Below are 19,041 nucleotides of genomic sequence, written 5' to 3' on the forward strand. Positions count from 1 at the left end.
AAATCACGCTACGGGGCCGCCTGAGGCTTGTCGTGAGGAAGCGCCTGATCTTGTCGGTCCGAAATCCGGGCTCCGAATGAGCCTATCAACCGTGACAGGTCGTCGTAAATGAAAAAGGCCGCCGGCTTGCGCCGACGGCTTCGAACCCGGTCAATGAAGCGCTGTCGACCGCAGTCCCGGTCCGGCTTGGATCAATCCTTTGCCTTGCAGCCGGCGCGTTTGACCATGTCGGCAACGATCAGTGGGGTTGCCGGCGTTTGCGGCCAGCTGTCCTGACGGGGTGCACCGGCTTCGAGGGCCGCGCGCACCGAGCCGGTATCCAGGCTGAACGACTTCCGGCAGGACATGGTGCGCGAGCCGTTGCCGATCGTATCGACAATTGCGCCGGCGGCTTCACCAACCCCGGCGACATAGGCGACAAGCGTCTGCCTGGCGATCGGGCTGGTATCGGCCTTTTCGATCATCTCCATCACCTGCCCCACCGATATCCGGCCTGTTGCCGTCGACGGCAGAGCGTGAGCTGAAAAAGGCGCCACGAGCGCCGTCATGAACCCGATGGCGGCAAGGGTGTTCTGGCGTTTGAAGGAAGGCATTGGTAGCTCCTGTCATGTTGGACGTTGACAACGCTTACCATTATGCATAAAACTATTATTGTAAAACAATAATTTTTTTTGCGAACCGAGACGATCATGATTGAACCCGCCATCACGGCTCCAACCCCCGACCCGGTTCGCCAGACAAGGCTGAGGCGCATCCGCCTGTTCAGCCTGGTGCTGGCACGATGCTTTGTCGTCCTGGCGATCCTGCTGACGCTCTGTCTGCTGTTCTACTGGCTCACCACCTCCGCCGGCTCGATCGCGGCGGATGCCAATATCCCGCAGGCATGGCTCAGCGAATTCGGCCTCGGCCGCAGGCTGGCCGCGTTCGCGATCTCGTTCGTGCCGCTTGCCTGTCTCGTTTTCGCGCTGATGGCGGCCCGGGGCGCCTTCCAGGCCTTTGCGACCGGAGACTTCTTCGGAGAGAACGCAATCAGGAATTTGCGGTCCTTTGGCCTTGGCCTGCTGGCCTCCGCCTTGCTGAAACCGGTTTCGGGAGCGGCGCTGTCCGTTCTCCTGAGCCTGGATGCACCTGCCGGCCAACACCGCCTGACACTTGGTCTCGACAGCGACACGCTGCTGGCCTTGCTGACGGCGGCCATCGTCGCGGTGATCACCTGGGTAATATCGGAAGCATCCGCGCTCGCCGACGAAAATGCCCAGTTCGTGTGAGGAGGACCAGCTTATGCCCATAAGGGTCAGGCTCAACGTCGTCCTCGCCGAACGAAACGTGAAGTCGAAGGACCTCGCCGAATTTGTCGGCATCACCGAAGCCAACCTTTCCCTTCTCAAACAGGGAAAGGTCAAAGGTATCCGGTTCGACACGCTGGAACGCATCTGCGAATACCTCGACTGCGAGCCGGGCGACCTGCTTCGCTTCGAGAAACCATCTGAATAGAACAAACAAAAAGGCCGCCAGGTTTCCCCGACGGCCCAGTTGCCTGAGATTTTTACTTTTTCTCGCGCAATTCCGGACGGAAAACCGTTTACACTTTTCCTGGAATTGCTCCCGCCGCGCTTACTGCGCGGCGGTTGTCAGATCGGCCAGCATCGGCTCGGCGACTTCCACACCGGAGGCCTTGCGGCGCTCGTCGATGATCAGTTCGTCGCGCGAGGTGGCGATGCGCCGGATCTGGCTCATCGTGCCGCCCGTACCGGCCGGGATCAGCCGGCCGACGATGACGTTTTCCTTCAAGCCCTGCAGCATGTCGGTCTTGCCGGCAACCGCGGCTTCCGTCAGCACTCGGGTCGTCTCCTGGAAGGAGGCGGCCGAGATGAAGGACGGCGTCTGCAGCGAGGCCTTGGTGATGCCGAGCAGCACCGGCTGACCTTCGGCCGGCTTCTTGCCGTCCTCGATCAGGCGCTCATTGACCTCTTCCAGCTCGATCACGTCGACGTGGTCGCCTGGAATGTAGGTCGAGTCGCCCTGCGTGGTGATCTCGACCTTCTGCAGCATCTGGCGAACGATCACCTCGATGTGCTTGTCGTTGATCGACACGCCCTGCAGGCGGTAGACTTCCTGGATCTCGTTGACGAGGTAGGAAGCAAGTGCCTCCACGCCCTTGATCGCCAGGATGTCGTGCGGCGCCGGATTGCCGTCGAGGATGTAGTCGCCCTTCTCGATGACGTCGCCGTCCTGGAGATGGAACGGCTTGCCCTTCGGGATCAGGTATTCGACCGGCTCCAGCGTCGAGTCATGCGGCTCGATGATGATGCGGCGCTTGTTCTTGTAGTCGCGGCCGAAGCGGATCGTGCCATCGATCTCGGCGATGATGGCGTGATCCTTCGGACGACGTGCCTCGAACAGTTCGGCAACACGCGGCAGACCGCCGGTGATGTCCTTGGTCTTGGCGCTTTCCATCGGGATACGCGCCAGCACGTCGCCGGGACGAACCTGCGCACCCGGCTCGACCGAAAGAATGGCCTCGACCGAGAGCAGGAAGCGGGCATCGCCACCCTTCGACAGCTTGCCGACCTTGCCCTTGGCGTCCTGAACGACGATCGCCGGCTTCAGATCGTTGCCGCGCGGCGTCGAACGCCAGTCGATGACCTCACGCTTGGTGATGCCGGTCGACTCGTCGGCCGTTTCCTGAACGGAGATGCCGTCGACCAGATCCTCGAACGCCACCCTGCCCTCGATTTCGGTGAGGATCGGGCGGGTGTAGGGATCCCACTCGGCGATACGCTGGCCGCGCTTCACCTTGTCGCCATCGTCCACGAAGATACGCGAACCATAGGTGACACGGTGCGTGGCGCGCTCCTTGCCGGCTTCGTCGAGGATCAGCACCGCCATGTTGCGGCCCATGACCATCTGCTGGCCGTCGGAGTTGCGCACCACGTTGCGGTTGCGGATCTCGACCTTGCCCTCATAGGAGGCTTCAAGGAACGAGCTATCCACCACCTGCGCGGTACCACCCATGTGGAAGGTACGCATGGTGAGCTGGGTGCCCGGCTCGCCGATCGACTGCGCCGCGATGACGCCGACCGCTTCACCCTGGTTGACGGGGGTGCCGCGCGCCAGATCGCGTCCGTAGCAGACCGCGCACACGCCGACCCTGACCTCGCAGGTCAGTGCCGAGCGAATGCGGACCGACTGGACGCCGGCCTTTTCGATCTGCTCCACGTCACGCTCGTCCATCAGCGTTCCGGCCTTGACCAGCAGGTCGCCGGTCACCGGATGGTTGATGTCGTCGAGCGCGGTGCGGCCCAGAACGCGCTGGCCGACCGAAGCGACGACCTGACCGGCATCGACGATCGGCTGCATGGTGAGGCCCTTGTCGGTGCCGCAATCCACGGAGTTGACGATGCAGTCCTGCGCCACGTCGACCAGACGACGGGTGAGGTAACCCGAGTTCGCCGTCTTCAAGGCGGTGTCGGCCAGACCCTTGCGGGCGCCGTGGGTCGAGTTGAAGTACTCGAGCACGGTCAGGCCTTCCTTGAAGTTCGAGATGATCGGCGTCTCGATGATTTCACCCGAGGGCTTCGCCATCAGGCCGCGCATGCCGGCGAGCTGGCGCATCTGGGTGGGCGAGCCACGCGCACCGGAGTGCGACATCATGTAGATCGAGTTCATCGGCTTCTGACGGCCATTGTCCTCGAACTCGACCGCCTTGATGCGGGCCATCATTTCGTCGGCGACCTTTTCCGAGCACTTGGCCCAGGCGTCGACGACCTTGTTGTACTTCTCGCCCTGCGTGATCAGGCCGTCATTGTACTGCTGCTCGTATTCCTTGGCCAAAGCCTCGGTGTCGGAGACCAGCTTGATCTTGCTGTCCGGGATCAGCATGTCGTCCTTGCCGAACGAAATGCCGGCACGGCAGGCATGAGCGAAGCCGAGCGCCATGATGCGGTCGCAGAAAATGACCGTCTCCTTCTGACCGCAGTGGCGGTAGACGGTGTCGATCATCTTGGAGATGTTCTTCTTGGTCATCTCCTGGTTGGCGGTCTCGTAAGGCACGTTGACGTTCTTCGGCAGAAGCTCGCCGATGATCATGCGGCCAGGCGTGGTGTCGTGGATCTTCGACACGACCTTGCCTTCGGCGTCGACCGTGCGGAAGCGGCCCTTGATCTTGGCGTGCAGGGTCACCGCCTTGGTCTCGAGCGCGTGCTGGAGTTCGCCCATGTCGGCAAACACCATGCCCTCGCCCGGCTCGTTCTGGTTGACGATCGAGAGATAGTAGAGACCCAGAACCATGTCCTGCGACGGCACGATGATCGGCGCGCCGGAAGCCGGGTGCAGGATGTTGTTGGTCGACATCATCAGCACGCGGGCTTCAAGCTGCGCTTCCAGCGACAGCGGCACGTGGACCGCCATCTGGTCACCGTCGAAGTCGGCGTTGAAGGCCGTGCAGACCAGCGGATGCAGCTGGATCGCCTTGCCTTCGATCAGGATCGGCTCGAACGCCTGGATGCCGAGGCGGTGCAGCGTCGGCGCGCGGTTCAGCAGAACCGGGTGCTCGCGGATGACCTCGTCGAGAATATCCCAGACTTCCGGACGCTCCTTCTCGACCAGCTTCTTGGCCTGCTTGACGGTCGAGGAGTAACCCTTGGCGTCGAGACGGGCGTAGATGAAGGGCTTGAACAGCTCGAGCGCCATCTTCTTCGGCAGGCCACACTGGTGCAGCTTGAGCTCCGGACCGGTCACGATGACCGAACGGCCGGAATAGTCGACGCGCTTGCCGAGCAGGTTCTGGCGGAACCGGCCCTGCTTGCCCTTCAGCATGTCGGACAGCGACTTCAGCGGACGCTTGTTGGCGCCGGTGATAACGCGGCCGCGGCGGCCGTTGTCGAACAATGCGTCGACGGCTTCCTGCAGCATGCGCTTTTCATTGCGCACGATGATGCCGGGAGCGCGCAGTTCGATCAGCCGCTTCAGACGGTTGTTGCGGTTGATGACGCGGCGATAGAGATCGTTCAGGTCGGACGTCGCGAAACGTCCACCATCCAGGGGAACCAGCGGGCGCAGGTCCGGCGGAATGACCGGGACCACCTTCATGATCATCCATTCGGGACGGTTGCCGGATTCCATGAAGTTCTCGACGACCTTGAGCCGCTTCAGATACTTCTTCTGCTTCAGCTCGGACGTGGTCGAAGCCAGTTCCGAACGCAGGTCGCCGGCGATCTTCTCCAGGTCCATGCCGGCCAGAAGGTCATGAATGGCCTCGGCGCCGATCATGGCGGTGAAGGAATCCTCGCCATACTCGTCGACGGCGATCATGTACTCTTCCTCGCTGAGCAGCTGGTGCTCCTTCAGCGCGGTGAGGCCAGGCTCGGTGACGATGTAGTTCTCGAAGTAGAGGACGCGCTCGATGTCCTTCAGGGTCATGTCGAGCAGCGTGCCGATGCGCGAGGGCAGCGACTTCAGGAACCAGATGTGGGCGACGGGAGCGGCGAGCTCGATATGGCCCATGCGCTCGCGGCGGACGCGCGACAGCGTGACTTCGACGCCGCACTTCTCGCAGATGACGCCCTTGTACTTCATGCGCTTGTACTTGCCGCACAGGCACTCATAGTCCTTGATCGGGCCAAAAATGCGCGCGCAGAACAGACCGTCACGCTCCGGCTTGAAGGTGCGGTAGTTGATGGTCTCCGGCTTCTTGATCTCGCCGAACGACCAGGACAGAATCTTCTCAGGGCTGGCCAGTGAGATCCGGATGGAATCGAACACCTGCGCAGGCGCCTGCGGATTGAAGAGATTCATGACCTCTTGGTTCATGCCGTTCTCCTTTTCGGGGTCCTCGAAAACCCCTTGCATCTAACGCGGACCAAACGCCCGCCGTCTTTGTCGGCCATTGGCCGTCGAATTCGTCTGGCGCGCCGCAACGTCGTGCGGCGCGCCGTAACCTTTACTCGGCCGCGTCGGGCAGCCGGACAGGGTTGTCGTCGAGCTTGGTGTTCTCCAGCTCGACATTGAGGCCGAGAGACCGCATTTCCTTGACGAGCACGTTGAAGCTCTCCGGGATGCCGGCCTCGAACGTGTCGTCGCCACGCACGATCGCCTCGTAGACCTTGGTGCGGCCGGCGACGTCGTCCGACTTCACCGTCAGCATTTCCTGCAGCGTGTAGGCGGCGCCATAGGCTTCCAGAGCCCAGACCTCCATTTCGCCGAAGCGCTGGCCGCCGAACTGCGCCTTGCCGCCCAGCGGCTGCTGGGTGACGAGCGAGTACGGACCGATCGAACGCGCGTGGATCTTGTCGTCCACCAGGTGGTGAAGCTTGAGCATGTAGATATAGCCCATCGTCACCTTGCGATCGAACGGCTCGCCCGTGCGTCCGTCATACAGCTGCGACTGACCGCTGGTGTGCAGGCCCGCCTGCTCCAGCATGATGTTGATGTCAGCCTCGTGCGCACCGTCGAACACCGGGGTCGCGATCGAGACGCCGCGGCGCATCTGCTCGCTGAGGCGAACAATGCTCTCGTCGTCATACTCGCGGATCGGCTCGTTGCGGTCATTGGCCGGCATGAAGCTTTCCAGCGTCTTGCGCAGGGGCTTGATGTCACCGGCCGCCTTGTACGTGTCGATCAGCTCGCCGATCTTCTTGCCCATGCCCGCACATGCCCAGCCCAGATGCGTTTCCAGGATCTGGCCGACATTCATGCGGCTCGGCACACCCAGCGGGTTGAGCACGATATCGGCATGCGTGCCGTCCTCGAGGAAAGGCATGTCCTCGACCGGAACGATGCGCGACACGACACCCTTGTTGCCGTGACGGCCGGCCATCTTGTCGCCCGGCTGCATCTTGCGCTTCACCGCCACGAAGACCTTGACCATCTTCATGACGCCCGGAGGCATTTCGTCGCCGCGCTGCACCTTCTCGACCTTGTCCATGAAGCGCTGTTCGAGCGCCTTCTTGGAGTCGTCGTACTGGCCACGCAGGGCTTCCAGTTCGCTCTGGAGCTTTTCGTTCTCCACGGCGAACTGCCACCACTGCGAACGCGGATACTCGTCGAGCGTGTCCTTGGACAGCGTCGAGCCCTTCTTGAAGCCCTTCGGTCCAGCGATCGCTTCCTTGCCGACGAGCACGTCGGAAAGACGCGCGTAGACGTTGCGGTCCAGAATGGCCTGCTCGTCGTCGCGGTCCTTGGCGAGGCGTTCGATCTCCTCGCGCTCGATCGCCATGGCGCGCTCGTCCTTCTCCACACCGTGGCGATTGAACACGCGCACCTCGACGACGGTGCCGAAAGTGCCCGGAGGCATGCGCATCGAAGTGTCGCGCACGTCGGAAGCCTTTTCGCCGAAGATGGCGCGCAGAAGCTTCTCTTCCGGCGTCATCGGGCTTTCGCCCTTCGGCGTGATCTTGCCGACCAGGATGTCGCCCGGCTGCACTTCCGCACCGATATAGACGATGCCGGCTTCGTCGAGGTTCTTCAGCGCCTCTTCCGAAACGTTCGGAATGTCGCGCGTGATTTCCTCCGGACCGAGTTTGGTATCGCGCGCCATGACCTCGAACTCCTCGATGTGGATCGAGGTGAAGACGTCGTCGGCGACGATGCGCTCGGACAAGAGGATCGAGTCCTCGTAGTTGTAGCCGTTCCACGGCATGAACGCGACCAGCACGTTGCGGCCAAGCGCCAGATCACCGAGCTCGGTCGACGGACCGTCGGCGATGATGTCGCCCTTGTTGACCCGGTCACCCATGCGCACCAGCGGACGCTGGTTGATGCAGGTGTTCTGGTTCGAACGCTGGAACTTCATCAGCCGGTAGATGTCGACGCCGGACTTGCCCGGATCGAGATCTTCCGTCGCACGGATAACGATACGCGTCGCGTCCACCTGGTCGACAATGCCGCCGCGGCGGGCGCCGATGGCGGCGCCCGAGTCACGAGCGACGATCGGCTCCATGCCGGTGCCGACAAACGGCGCCTCGGCGCGCACCAGCGGCACGGCCTGACGCTGCATGTTCGAGCCCATCAGAGCGCGGTTGGCGTCGTCGTTTTCCAGGAACGGGATCAGGGCCGCGGCCACCGACACCATCTGCTTGGGCGACACGTCCATCAGGTCGACGTTTTCGCGCGGCGCCATCATCACTTCGCCGGCACTGCGGCAAATGACGAACTCGTCGACGAAGCCGCCATTCTTGTCGAGCTCGGCGTTGGCCTGCGCGACATGGTGCTTGGCTTCTTCCATCGCCGAGAGATAGACGACGTCATTGGTCAGCTTGCCGTCGACGATCTTGCGGTACGGGCTCTCGATGAAGCCGTACTTGTTGACGCGCGCGAAGGTGGCCAGCGAGTTGATCAGACCGATATTCGGGCCTTCCGGCGTCTCGATCGGGCAGATACGGCCGTAGTGCGTCGGGTGCACGTCGCGCACTTCGAAGCCGGCGCGCTCGCGGGTCAGACCGCCCGGTCCAAGCGCCGAAAGACGACGCTTGTGGGTGATCTCCGACAGCGGGTTGGTCTGGTCCATGAACTGCGACAGCTGCGAGGAACCGAAGAACTCGCGCACGGCGGCGGCCGCCGGCTTGGCGTTGATCAGGTCCTGCGGCATGACCGTGTCGATCTCGATCGAGGACATACGCTCCTTGATCGCGCGCTCCATGCGCAGCAGGCCGACGCGGTACTGGTTCTCCATCAGCTCGCCGACGGAGCGCACGCGGCGGTTGCCGAGATTGTCGATGTCGTCGATCTCGCCCTTGCCGTCGCGCAGTTCGACCAGCGTCTTGACCACGGCCAGGATGTCTTCCTTGCGCAGCACGCGCACGGTGTCCTCGGCCTTGAGCTCAAGGCGCATGTTCATCTTGACGCGGCCGACAGCCGACAGATCGTAGCGCTCGCTGTCGAAGAACAGCGAGTTGAACATGGCTTCGGCGGTCTCGAGCGTCGGCGGCTCGCCGGGGCGCATGACACGATAGATGTCGAACAGCGCGTCCTGGCGGCTCTCGTTCTTGTCGACGTTGAGCGTGTTGCGGATATAGGCGCCGACATTGACGTGGTCGATGTCGAGAACCTTGATCTCCTGCTCGCCGGTACCAAGCAGCACCTTGAGCGTCTTTTCATCGATCTCGTCGCCGGCTTCGAGGAAGATCTCGCCGGTGGCGTAGTTGACGATGTCCTCGGCCAGGTAGTTGCCGAGCAGATCCTCGTCGGTCGCCTTGATAGCCTTCAGGCCCTTTTCACCGAGCTGGCGCGCCTGGCGGGCAGTGATCTTCTTGCCGGCTTCGACAACGATCTCGCCCGTATCGGCGTCGACCAGGTCGCCGACGGCCTTGAGGCCGCGGAAACGCTCGACGTTGAACGGAATGCGCCAGTGGTCGCCGGCGCGGACATAGGTGATCTTGTTGTAGAAGGTCGACAGGATCTCCTCGCCATCCATGCCGAGCGCCATCAGCAGCGACGTCACCGGAATCTTGCGGCGGCGGTCGATGCGGGCGTGCACGACGTCCTTGGAATCGAACTCAATGTCGAGCCACGAGCCGCGATAGGGGATGACGCGCGCGGCAAACAGAAGCTTGCCCGACGAGTGCGACTTGCCCTTGTCGTGATCGAAGAAGACGCCCGGCGAACGGTGCATCTGCGAGACGATGACGCGCTCGGTGCCGTTGACGATGAAGGTGCCGTTCAAGGTCATGAGCGGCATGTCGCCCATGTAGACGTCCTGCTCCTTGATGTCCTTGATCGACTTGGCGCCGGTATCCTCGTCGATATCGAACACGATGAGGCGCAGCGTCACCTTCAGCGGCGCGGCATAAGTCAGGTCGCGCTGACGGCATTCGTCAACGTCGAATTTCGGTCCTTCGAACTCGTACTTCACGAACTCCAGCATCGAGGAGCCGGAAAAATCGGAGATCGGGAAGACCGACTTGAAAACAGCCTGCAGTCCCTCGTCCGGACGGCCGCCCTTGGGCTCGTCCACCATCAGGAACTGGTCATAGGATGCCTTCTGAACCTCGATCAGGTTCGGCATCTCCGCAACTTCCGGAATCTTTCCGAAGAACTTGCGTACGCGTCTGCGGCCATTGAAAGTCTGGGTCTGGGCCATCGTCGCTCCTTAGCTCTAAACTCGGGACGGACCTCGCCGCGGTCCGCCTTGCATACCGAGCCGCCTGGGCGGCGGCTCTCTGTCTGTTCTCCGTCCGCCTTTCGGCGGCCGGCTAAAACGGGAGAAAACCCGTTTCCTGAAGGCCGGTTGCGGCCCTCAGGAAAGAGGTTCTTGTACATCTCGCGCTACGCGTCCTCCCTTCGAGCCGAAGGGAGTGGCGGACGGCGCGAGGCCGCCCGCCGCTTTTACGCTTACTTCAGGTCGACCTTGGCGCCGGCTGCTTCCAGCTGGGCCTTGAACTTGTCGGCGTCGGCCTTGGAAACGCCTTCCTTGACCGGCTTCGGAGCCGCTTCGACCAGGTCCTTGGCTTCCTTGAGGCCAAGACCGGTGATGGCGCGGACTTCCTTGATGACGTTGATCTTCTGAGCGCCAGCGTCGGTGAGGACGACGTCGAATTCCGTCTTTTCCTCGGCCGGAGCAGCAGCAGCGGCAGCGCCGCCAGCAGCGGCAACCGCCACCGGAGCAGCAGCCGAAACGCCCCACTTTTCTTCCAGAAGCTTCGACAGCTCGGCCGCCTCGAGGACGGTCAGCTTCGAAAGGTCGTCTACGATCTTTGCGAGATCAGCCATTGTTGTATTCCTTCGTTAGGTTCGAACGTGTGTTTTTGATAGCGAGGAACGGCCTCATGCCGCCTCGTCCTTCCGGGCGTAAGCGCCGATGACGCGCGCGACCGAGGCCGCTGGCGCATTGACGATCTGGGCGATCCGGGTTGCCGGCGTGGCGATCATGCCAACCAGCCTGGCGCGCAGCTCATCGAGCGACGGAAGTGTGGCGAGTGCCTTCACACCGTCGGCATTGAGCGAGGTGGTGCCCATTGCGCCGCCGAGAATGACGAGCTTGTCATTCCCCTTGGCGAAATCGGACGCGACCTTCGGCGCCGCAATCGGATCCTCCGAATAAGCAATCAGCGTCTGTCCCTTGAACAGGTCGATGATCGATGCGGAGTCCGTGCCCTGAAGAGCGATTTTGGCGAGACGGTTCTTCGCGACTTTAACGGTGCCACCGGCGGCGCGCATTTTCGACCGAAGGTCGTTCATTTGCGCGACGGTGATTCCGGCATAGTGGGCCACGACCACTGAACCTGCGTTTCCGAACGCTTCGTTCAGGCCCGTGACGAGTTCGCGTTTTTCCGCTCTGTCCACTGCCTATCTCCAGTTGACCCCTGCCCCACTAGTAGGACAGGCGTCGGGTTGCCTTTTGCCGGCCGGGCCATCCAGTAACGGATCTCCCGAACGACGCTCGAGGATCCTGCCCCCTTTCGCCACACCGCCAGCAAGCCAACGATGCGCAGACAAAAGGCAAACACGGTTCGAACCTTTCATTGGAGCATTCGCTCCGTTGTCAGGTCTTCACCCGTCTCATGCAGGCCCACATGAATTAAGGCTTTGGGGCCGCCTGCAATCTCGGACAGGATGTCCGGAAGCCTTTCGACTTCCGGCACCGGGCCCAGGATAAATCCGAGGCCCGGAATTCAGTCACGGATCGGCCATTCAGCGGCCGACCCAAATGGTCTTAATCAGGACGCCGCGAGCGTCGAGACGTCGAGCTTGAGGCCCGGGCCCATCGTCGAGGTGACCGACACCTTCTTGACGTAGTTGCCCTTGGCGCCAGCCGGCTTTGCCTTGGTCACCGCATCGGCGAAGGCGCGGATGTTCTCTTCCAGCGCCTTGACGTCGAACGAAACCTTGCCGACGCCGGCGTGAACGATGCCGGCCTTCTCGACGCGGAACTCGACCGCGCCGCCCTTGGATGCCTTGACGGCGGCGGCAACGTCGGTGGTGACGGTGCCGACCTTCGGGTTCGGCATCATGCCGCGCGGGCCGAGCACCTTACCGAGACGGCCGACCAGCGGCATCATGTCCGGCGTGGCGATGCAGCGATCGAAATCGATCGTGCCCTTCTGGACGATGTCGACCAGGTCCTCAGCACCGACGATGTCGGCGCCGGCGGCCTTGGCTTCCTCGGCCTTGTCGCCACGGGCGAACACGGCGACGCGAACCGAGCGGCCGGTGCCGTTCGGCAGGTTGACCACGCCGCGGACCATCTGGTCGGCATGGCGCGGGTCGACGCCGAGGTTCATGGCGACTTCGACGGTCTCGTCGAACTTGACCGAGGAACGGTCCTTGAGCAGCTTCAGCGCTTCACCCAGGGCATAAGCCTTGTTGGGATCGATGCCTTCGCGGGTCTTCGATACACGCTTTGCAATCTTTGCCATGATCTCAGCCCACCACTTCCAGACCCATCGAGCGGGCGGAGCCCTCGACCATGCGCATGGCCGCCTCGACGTCGTTTGCGTTCAGATCCTTCATCTTGGCGGTCGCGATTTCGCGCACCTTGTCGCGCGAAACGGTGCCAGCCTTGACCTTGCCCGGCTCCTTCGAGCCCGACTTCAGGTTCGCGGCCTTCTTCAGGAAATAGCTCACCGGCGGCGTCTTCATGACGAAGGTGAACGACTTGTCCTGATAGTAGGTGATGACGACCGGAACCGGCGATCCCTTTTCCATTTCCTGGGTCTGCGCGTTGAACGCCTTGCAGAACTCCATGATGTTGATGCCACGCTGACCAAGCGCCGGGCCGATCGGGGGCGACGGCGTAGCCGAACCCGCGGAGACCTGAAGCTTGAGCTGGCCTGCAATTTTCTTAGCCATCTCTTTTCCTGCCTTTGTCTATGCCGGCCCCATCTTGGGAAACACCGGCGGTTGCAGTCTGGTGGTGCGGTTCGCGCGGCCGGCTAAAGCCACATTCGCCTCCCACCGCTCTCAGGCCATGCGTTTCCGCACCGCCTCCCCTGATCGCCAACCGGCATCAGGGATTTCGGATCAGCCTTTTTCGACCTGTCCGAATTCCAGATCGACAGGCACGGCGCGCCCGAAGATCGAAACTTCCACCTTGAGCCGCGCCCGCTCCTCGTCCACTTCCTGGACGAAACCGTTGAACGACGCGAAAGGACCATCCGAGACGCGGATCGCCTCGCCGATCTCGAAAGTGACCGAGGGCTTCGGGCGCTCGACGCCTTCCTGCACCTGATTCAGGATGCGCTGCGCTTCGGCCTCGGTGATCGGCACCGGCTTGGAGTCACCGAGAAAGCCGGTAACCTTCGGCGTGTTCTTCACCAGCGAGAACACGGCATCGGTCAAATTGGCCTTCAGGAGCACGTAGCCCGGGAAGAACTTGCGCTCGGCGTCGACCTTGCGGCCACGACGAACCTCGACGACCTTCTCGGTCGGCACCACGATCTGCTCGATATCGGCGGACAGGCCCTTCTGCTTGGCCTTGTTCTCGATGTCCTCGGCGACCTTCTTTTCAAAGTTCGAATAAGCGTGGACGATGTACCAGCGCGCAGCCATTTTTTTAGACTTCTCCGTAGTCGCCGGACTTAGCGTCCAATGCCCAGAATCTGTTCGATCGCGAGGCCCATCAACTGATCGGCGCTAAAGAAAAAGATCATCGCAATCACAGCGAAGGCCAGAACCATCACCGTCGAGATCATCGTTTCGCGCCGCGACGGCCAAGTCACCTTGGCGGTCTCCGAGCGAACCTGCTGGAGAAAGACGAAAGGATTTGTGGTTTTCGAAGCCATATGCCGCTCTGTCTTCAAGACCCGTTGGCCGGGCCCCCTGGATGATCCCGCTGGCCGGGACGTGCCGCCTGAGCCCAGTCTCGCGCCGAATCAGCGCAATCATTTCGCCCATGCAAATCAGACGCGTAAAGCCGGCTTCCCAGCTCCACGCGTCGCGTGTCTGTTCTGTCTACATAAAACCGATTCTTGATCCACGCAAGTGGCAAGTGTCCGCTTTATGACCAAACGCCGCCTCGGAACCATCCAGTCGTTCCGTCCCGGCTATGGCGCCCTTATGCCCCAATCGGCCTAATATGGCAAGCGTGTCGCCGATTTTCAAAGGCAGTCCACAAAATATCGTGACTGATGGCCATTTTGGAAATGGCACGGGCAGCAGGGCTCGAACCTACGACCTGCGGTTTTGGAGACCGCCGCTCTACCAACTGAGCTATGCCCGTATCGTGCGCGCCTCGGCGCAGCAGGGGCTTCCTAAAAGCTTCCGCGCCCGCTGTAAAGAGTGGTTTGCACGCAAACACGCCTTCATCCCCTTTGCCAGAAATCGGGATAGGTGACGACCAGCCCATCGCGGTCGATCTCGACTTCGCGCCTGAAGTCGCCGGCGCGCGATTCATAGAGATATCGCCTGCCCTCCACGAGGCATGTGTAGCGCTGCGGGTTGCTGACGACCGTCAGGGCCGGGAATTCGATGAAGGCGGTGGTGATCTCAGCACTCTGCCCGGCGGAAAGCCGCAAACGCCGGATCGGCAACGTGTTGGTGAACGGCGTGACGGTGAGGTCTGGATCGATCGCGCCCTCCAGTTCAGGCATCGGCACTCCGTCCCGGGTCCAGTTGCCATCGCCGTCGGCGGCAAGAATCAGCGTCCGGCCAGAGCCGATCATGTCGACCGTGACACGCCTGGCGCGCCAGTGCGCGTCGCATTCTATGCGGTAGCGGACGGCAAAAGGGCTTTGACCGGAGCAGACGACGACGGAGTCGGCCAGGATCTCGCCCGCGCGCTCGCGCAGTTCCAGATGCTCGATACCGGGGCCGTCCCACTCGCGCCAGCGCACGATCTTGAAATCTTCCGACATCCGTACTGCACTCCGAGGTAGCTGGAAGCTACTTTGTTTCCGGCGGCGTGTATGGCCCGCCGGGCACGCCCCAGCCCCAGGCCGGCATCGGCTCGGTATCGGGATCGCAGGTCTCGCCGAGGTTGGAGTTCATCTTGGCCAATCGCGATCCCCATTCGACATAGCCCATGAAAGCCGAACGGAATTCGGGATCGTCCGGCAAGCCGACCTCATCGGCCGCGTCGGCAAGCAGGTTGATCCAGCGGCGGCGCTGCTCTTCCGTCAAATGCTTGCCCAGATGATGCATGACCATCTCGCGGTGGCCGCCGAATTTCTCGCTGTAGGTCTTCGGTCCGCCAAAGACCTCGCCGATGAAGGCCGCGACATGGGCGGGATGATCCGGCGACATCGCCTTGAACACCGGCCCGACGACCGGATCCTTTGCCACCTTGTCGTAAAATGTCTGCGTCAGCCGGTTCAGGGCGTCGCTGCCGCCGGCCCATTCGTAGAGTGTCGGAACGTCCCGGCTCATTGTCGATCCTCCGCCAGCCCCTGTGCCACCGGCGCGACGATAGCGGAAAGATCGAAGGCAGCTCAACCTGCCTCGATGGCCAGCTTCCGAAGCCGCGCACTACAGCCTTGCCGGCGCGTCGGCCGCCGCATTGGCGGGCGGCAGGCCGCGGCAATTGTCGGGCCTGGGAACCGCCTTGCAAATGGTGGCGCCGGTCAGAGCGTCGACCGATTGCGGTCCCGTTGTCAGTCCCGCCTTCAGCATGATGTCCGGTTCGAGCTGGCGCTCGGCCGAGCGCCCCGCGATCGCCTCGAACAGAGCGGGACCGATCGCCATCTCCTCGATATACGCCTTGACCACCTGCTTCTGTCCCATCGGATACAGGCTGAGCCGCGCCTGCGGACCAACAAGCCTTCTTACGCCGCCGGCGAGCATCAGCGCGCAGGCCGAATCGCACTCCACGCCCGCATCGATGCTCAATCCGGCATAGGCGCCTTCCTTGGCCAGGCAATTCCAGGCTCCCGGATCGCAATCGACGAAATCGGTGCGGCCCACGGCGACGTCGAGCTTCCTTTCGCGGATGATCCGACCCGCCGCCAGGGCGCCGGACAGCTCCCCTCCCCGTGAGCTGATCACGACAGGCAGGCGCCGGTTGCCAAGGGTGGCGAGCAATTGGCGCAACTTCTGCGGCGTCTGGGTCGAAATCACGCCTTCTGCCGATATCCATTCCGGACAGTCGGGATTGCACAGCGGATTGCTGCCGCGCACGACGACAAAGCGCATCTCCGCACCGGCCTTGGCGGTTTCCGGTCCAACCGGTGCGACGTCCCTGGACTTGCCGGTCGCGGCGGCCGATGGCGTCGCATCGTTGGCAGGAATCTCCCGGCAATTCGCGGCCGGCTGTTGCGGTGCGCACAGGCTCACGGAGGTCAACAGATCGACCGCGTCGCGGCTGGTCACCAACTTCATCGTCAGCATATCGTCGAGCGCGATCTGGCGGATGTCGCTGGCCGGCGTGGCCTTCATCATGTCCAGCACGCCGTCGCCTATCCCCATTTCCCTGAGATAGGCCGATAGCGTCTTCTCGACCGCCTTGCTCATCTCGTAGGTCTTGTAGCTGCCCGCGTTCTTGCGGCTGACGACCTTGGTGCTGATGACCTTCTTCTTGCCCTTCACGATCCGATATGTGGTCCGGTAGAGCAGTTTCTCGCGCTTGTAGGTCGTGGTGATCTGGTGGACGCCGAGATAGGCGAAATCTCCGACCACGCGGCGGACACCGCCGGAGAACATCAGCGGACAGGCGGAATTGCACATGGCCCCGTCGTCAAAAGCCATGCCGAGATAGTCGGCACCCTTGCCCTTGTTGTCGCTGCAATTCTTCGCCTCCGGCTGGCAGCCGGAAAAAACCGTCACGCCGACGGCGATATCGAGCTTGTTCTTGCGGATCATCCTGCCAAGTGCGAGTGCGGCATCGACATTGCCGCCGGGCGAGTTGACGACGACGGGTAGTTGCCGTCTCCCGAGCGTCTTGAGCGTGCGCTTGAAAAGCAACGGCGTGCCTGCCGCGATCGTGCCTTCAGCCGATATCCATTCCGGACAATTGGGTTCGCATCCCGGTGCATTGCTGCGAACCACTACGAAGCGCATCGGCGGGATGTCCAGCGACTGCTCCTGCGCCCGCACCGCCGCGACAGGCAGGACCAAGGCGACCAACAGCGTGAGACGGGCCAGTGCCCGCAACCACCATGCCTCGAACCAGCGCCCTGGAACCACTCTTTCGCCAAGCTCCCTCAGTACAACCTATACTAGTTGGCACGATGGCCCTTGCAACAGCTTTGAGGAGGCGCAGATCCCGAGTCACGCAAGACCGGAAACGGTGCGCTAAAGTTTCGGCGGCGTCTTTGCCTCGGCATCCGCCGACGACAAAGCCCGGCAATTGTCCGGTTTTGGCGCCGATTTGCAAATGGTGGGGCCTGTCAGCACGTCTACTGACTGCGGACCAGAGGTCAATCCGACCCCCAGCATCAGTTCGGGTTCGAGCTGGCGCTCGACCGAGCGCTGTTCGAGCGCCGCGAACAGTGTGGGAGCGATCGCCATCTCCTCCAGGTAGGCTTTGACGATCCGCTTCTGTCCCATTGCGTAGATGCTGAGCCGCGCCTTGGGATCGACCAGCCGCGTGACGCCGCCGGCAAGCATGAGCGCGCAGGCTGAATCGCACTCCACGCCAACATCGCTGACCAGCCCGACATAGGTGCCGTTGTCGTCCGAGCAACCCGCGCCGGCCGGGCTGCAGCCTGTGATATTGGTACGGGCGACCACGACGTCGAGCTTCCGCTCATGGATAAGCCGCCCCGCCGCCAAGGCGCCAAACAGATCGCCGCCTCGTGAACTGATCACAATGGGAAGGCGCGGATTGCCAAGCGCGGCGAGCAAATGGCGAAGCCTGTCCGTGGTCCGAGGCGTGATCGCGCCTTCCGCCGAGATCCATTCCGGGCAGTCCGGATCGCAGAGCGGATCGCTGCCACGAACGACCACGAAGCGCATCTCCAGCGCTGCGTTTCCTGGCGCTGCCCAGAACGGCTTGGCGGGAGGAGCCTTGGCAGGCTGGGTTGATGCTGCGTTGGCAGGCTGAGTGGTTGCTGCCTTGACAGGCTGGGTTGGCGCCGCCTTGGCAGGCTGCGAGAGTGAGACTTGAGCCGGTTGTTTGGCCTCAATCGACGCCACGTTGGCCGGCTTGGCGTTCGCAGGGATTTCCCTGCAGTTCGCCGGCCCGGGATTTCGCCGGCATATGCCCGCCGATATAAGCAGGTCGACAGTGCCCTTGCCGGTGACCAACTTCATCGTCGTCATGTCGTCGAGGGCGATCTGGCGGATATCACCCGCGGCTGTGGCTTTCATGACCTCGAGAACACCTTGCCCCACTCCCATTTCCCTGAGATAGGCCGACAGCTTCCTCTCAACCGCCTTGCTCATCTCGTAGGTCTTGTAGGTGCCGGCGTTCGTACGGCTGACGATCTTGCTGCTGATGATCTTCTTCCTGCCGCGCACAATTCTGTACGTGGTGCGATAATAGACCTGCTGGCGTTGGAATGTCGTGGTGATCTGGTGGACGCCCAGATAGGCCCATCGCCCGACCAGGCGCTGGACGCCTCCGGCAAACATCAGCGGACAGGCGGAATTACAGATGGCGCCGCCGTCGGACGCGATGCCGACGTAGGTGGCGCCATTGCCATCGTTGGCCCGACAATCGCCCGTTCCCGGCTGACAGCCGGAGAATTTGGTGGCTCCGACGGCTACATCGAGTTTGTTCTTGCGGATTATGCGGCCGAGCTGGAGCGCGGCGTCGACATTGCCGCCGGGGGAGTTGACGATAATCGGCAGTTGGCGACCGCCTAGCGTCTTCAATATACGCTTGAGCTTGGCCGGCGTAGCGGCTTCGATGGCGCCTTCAGCCGAAATCCATTCCGGACAGTTGGGCTCACAGCCAGCGGCGTTGCTGCGGACGACGGCAAATTGCATCTCCGAAAGTCCGTCGGACAGAAGGTGCTGAAGGTACCAGGTATCGGGATTCCATGTTTTCGGGTCGGAGGTGTTATCGGCCTTCGCGGCGAAGGCAACCATCACCATCGCAAGCACCGGCACCAGGCGAACCAGCGCACGCCACCAACTTGCGATGTTGTTTGAACGACGCCCCAAAACCACTCTTGGCAAAAGCCCCCTCGACGCAACCTATAATAGTTGCGGCAACGGTGCTTGCAATAG

Annotated in this window: 15 protein-coding genes and 1 tRNA gene; 2 read left to right on the forward strand and 14 right to left on the reverse strand. The window is 62.3% G+C overall.

All coding sequences use genetic code 11. The features are described from left to right. Positions 1–191 precede the first annotated feature (191 nt). Complete coding sequence (locus tag JG746_RS21155) at positions 192–593, reverse strand: chlorophyllide reductase (protein ID WP_202354521.1); 402 nt, start codon at positions 591–593, stop codon at positions 192–194. A 96-nt stretch (positions 594–689) separates the two neighbouring features. Here JG746_RS21155 and JG746_RS21160 point away from each other — a divergent pair, with 96 nt between their 5' ends. Both JG746_RS21160 and JG746_RS21165 read left to right on the forward strand, forming a co-directional pair. Further along, entirely contained in the window at positions 690–1,268 is a 579-nt protein-coding gene (locus JG746_RS21160) for a DUF2975 domain-containing protein (protein WP_202354522.1), read from the forward strand. 13 nt (positions 1,269–1,281) lie between these two features. Next, on the forward strand, positions 1,282–1,494 hold the full coding sequence (locus JG746_RS21165) for a helix-turn-helix domain-containing protein (RefSeq protein ID WP_202354523.1): 213 nt from the start codon (positions 1,282–1,284) through the stop codon (positions 1,492–1,494). A gap of 120 nt (positions 1,495–1,614) precedes the next feature. Here the strand turns inward: JG746_RS21165 and rpoC are convergent, their stop codons facing one another. The 13 genes from rpoC to JG746_RS21230 all read right to left on the reverse strand — a co-directional run bounded on the left by rpoC (position 1,615) and on the right by JG746_RS21230 (position 18,906). Beyond that, the gene (gene rpoC / locus JG746_RS21170) at positions 1,615–5,811 is read right to left on the reverse strand and encodes a DNA-directed RNA polymerase subunit beta' (protein ID WP_202354524.1); all 4,197 of its coding nucleotides are present in this window, start codon (positions 5,809–5,811) and stop codon (positions 1,615–1,617) included. Positions 5,812–5,941: 130 nt separating this feature from the next. Continuing rightward, on the reverse strand, positions 5,942–10,078 hold the full coding sequence (gene rpoB / locus JG746_RS21175) for a DNA-directed RNA polymerase subunit beta (protein ID WP_202354525.1): 4,137 nt from the start codon (positions 10,076–10,078) through the stop codon (positions 5,942–5,944). Positions 10,079–10,329: 251 nt separating this feature from the next. After that, positions 10,330–10,707, reverse strand: a complete 378-nt coding sequence (rplL, locus tag JG746_RS21180) for a 50S ribosomal protein L7/L12 (RefSeq protein WP_010909265.1) — start codon at positions 10,705–10,707, stop codon at positions 10,330–10,332. 54 nt (positions 10,708–10,761) lie between these two features. Continuing rightward, positions 10,762–11,280, reverse strand: a complete 519-nt coding sequence (gene rplJ, locus JG746_RS21185) for a 50S ribosomal protein L10 (protein WP_019857958.1) — start codon at positions 11,278–11,280, stop codon at positions 10,762–10,764. A 374-nt stretch (positions 11,281–11,654) separates the two neighbouring features. Continuing rightward, on the reverse strand, positions 11,655–12,353 hold the full coding sequence (gene rplA, locus JG746_RS21190) for a 50S ribosomal protein L1 (RefSeq protein WP_010909263.1): 699 nt from the start codon (positions 12,351–12,353) through the stop codon (positions 11,655–11,657). Between the two features lie 4 nt (positions 12,354–12,357). Continuing rightward, complete coding sequence (gene rplK / locus JG746_RS21195; RefSeq protein WP_010909262.1) at positions 12,358–12,786, reverse strand: 50S ribosomal protein L11; 429 nt, start codon at positions 12,784–12,786, stop codon at positions 12,358–12,360. 171 nt (positions 12,787–12,957) lie between these two features. Then, positions 12,958–13,485, reverse strand: a complete 528-nt coding sequence (gene nusG / locus JG746_RS21200; RefSeq protein WP_010909261.1) for a transcription termination/antitermination protein NusG — start codon at positions 13,483–13,485, stop codon at positions 12,958–12,960. Positions 13,486–13,514: 29 nt separating this feature from the next. Continuing rightward, positions 13,515–13,718 carry a preprotein translocase subunit SecE gene (gene secE, locus JG746_RS21205; protein WP_010909260.1) on the reverse strand — a complete coding sequence of 68 codons (204 nt, stop codon included), beginning with the start codon at positions 13,716–13,718 and terminating at the stop codon, positions 13,515–13,517. A gap of 361 nt (positions 13,719–14,079) precedes the next feature. After that, positions 14,080–14,155 (reverse strand) — tRNA-Trp (locus tag JG746_RS21210). Between the two features lie 82 nt (positions 14,156–14,237). Beyond that, complete coding sequence (locus tag JG746_RS21215) at positions 14,238–14,789, reverse strand: putative glycolipid-binding domain-containing protein (RefSeq protein WP_202354526.1); 552 nt, start codon at positions 14,787–14,789, stop codon at positions 14,238–14,240. A gap of 28 nt (positions 14,790–14,817) precedes the next feature. Next, positions 14,818–15,300: a group II truncated hemoglobin gene (locus JG746_RS21220; RefSeq protein WP_202354527.1), complete on the reverse strand. Its 483-nt coding sequence runs from the start codon at positions 15,298–15,300 to the stop codon at positions 14,818–14,820. Between the two features lie 99 nt (positions 15,301–15,399). Next, complete coding sequence (locus tag JG746_RS21225) at positions 15,400–17,052, reverse strand: COG3904 family protein (RefSeq protein WP_202354528.1); 1,653 nt, start codon at positions 17,050–17,052, stop codon at positions 15,400–15,402. 108 nt (positions 17,053–17,160) lie between these two features. Beyond that, positions 17,161–18,906, reverse strand: a complete 1,746-nt coding sequence (locus JG746_RS21230; RefSeq protein ID WP_446721044.1) for a hypothetical protein — start codon at positions 18,904–18,906, stop codon at positions 17,161–17,163. Between the last annotated feature and the right edge of the window lie 135 nt (positions 18,907–19,041).

Source organism: Mesorhizobium sp. 113-3-3 (assembly GCF_016756495.1).
Taxonomy (GTDB): Bacteria; Pseudomonadota; Alphaproteobacteria; order Rhizobiales; family Rhizobiaceae; genus Mesorhizobium.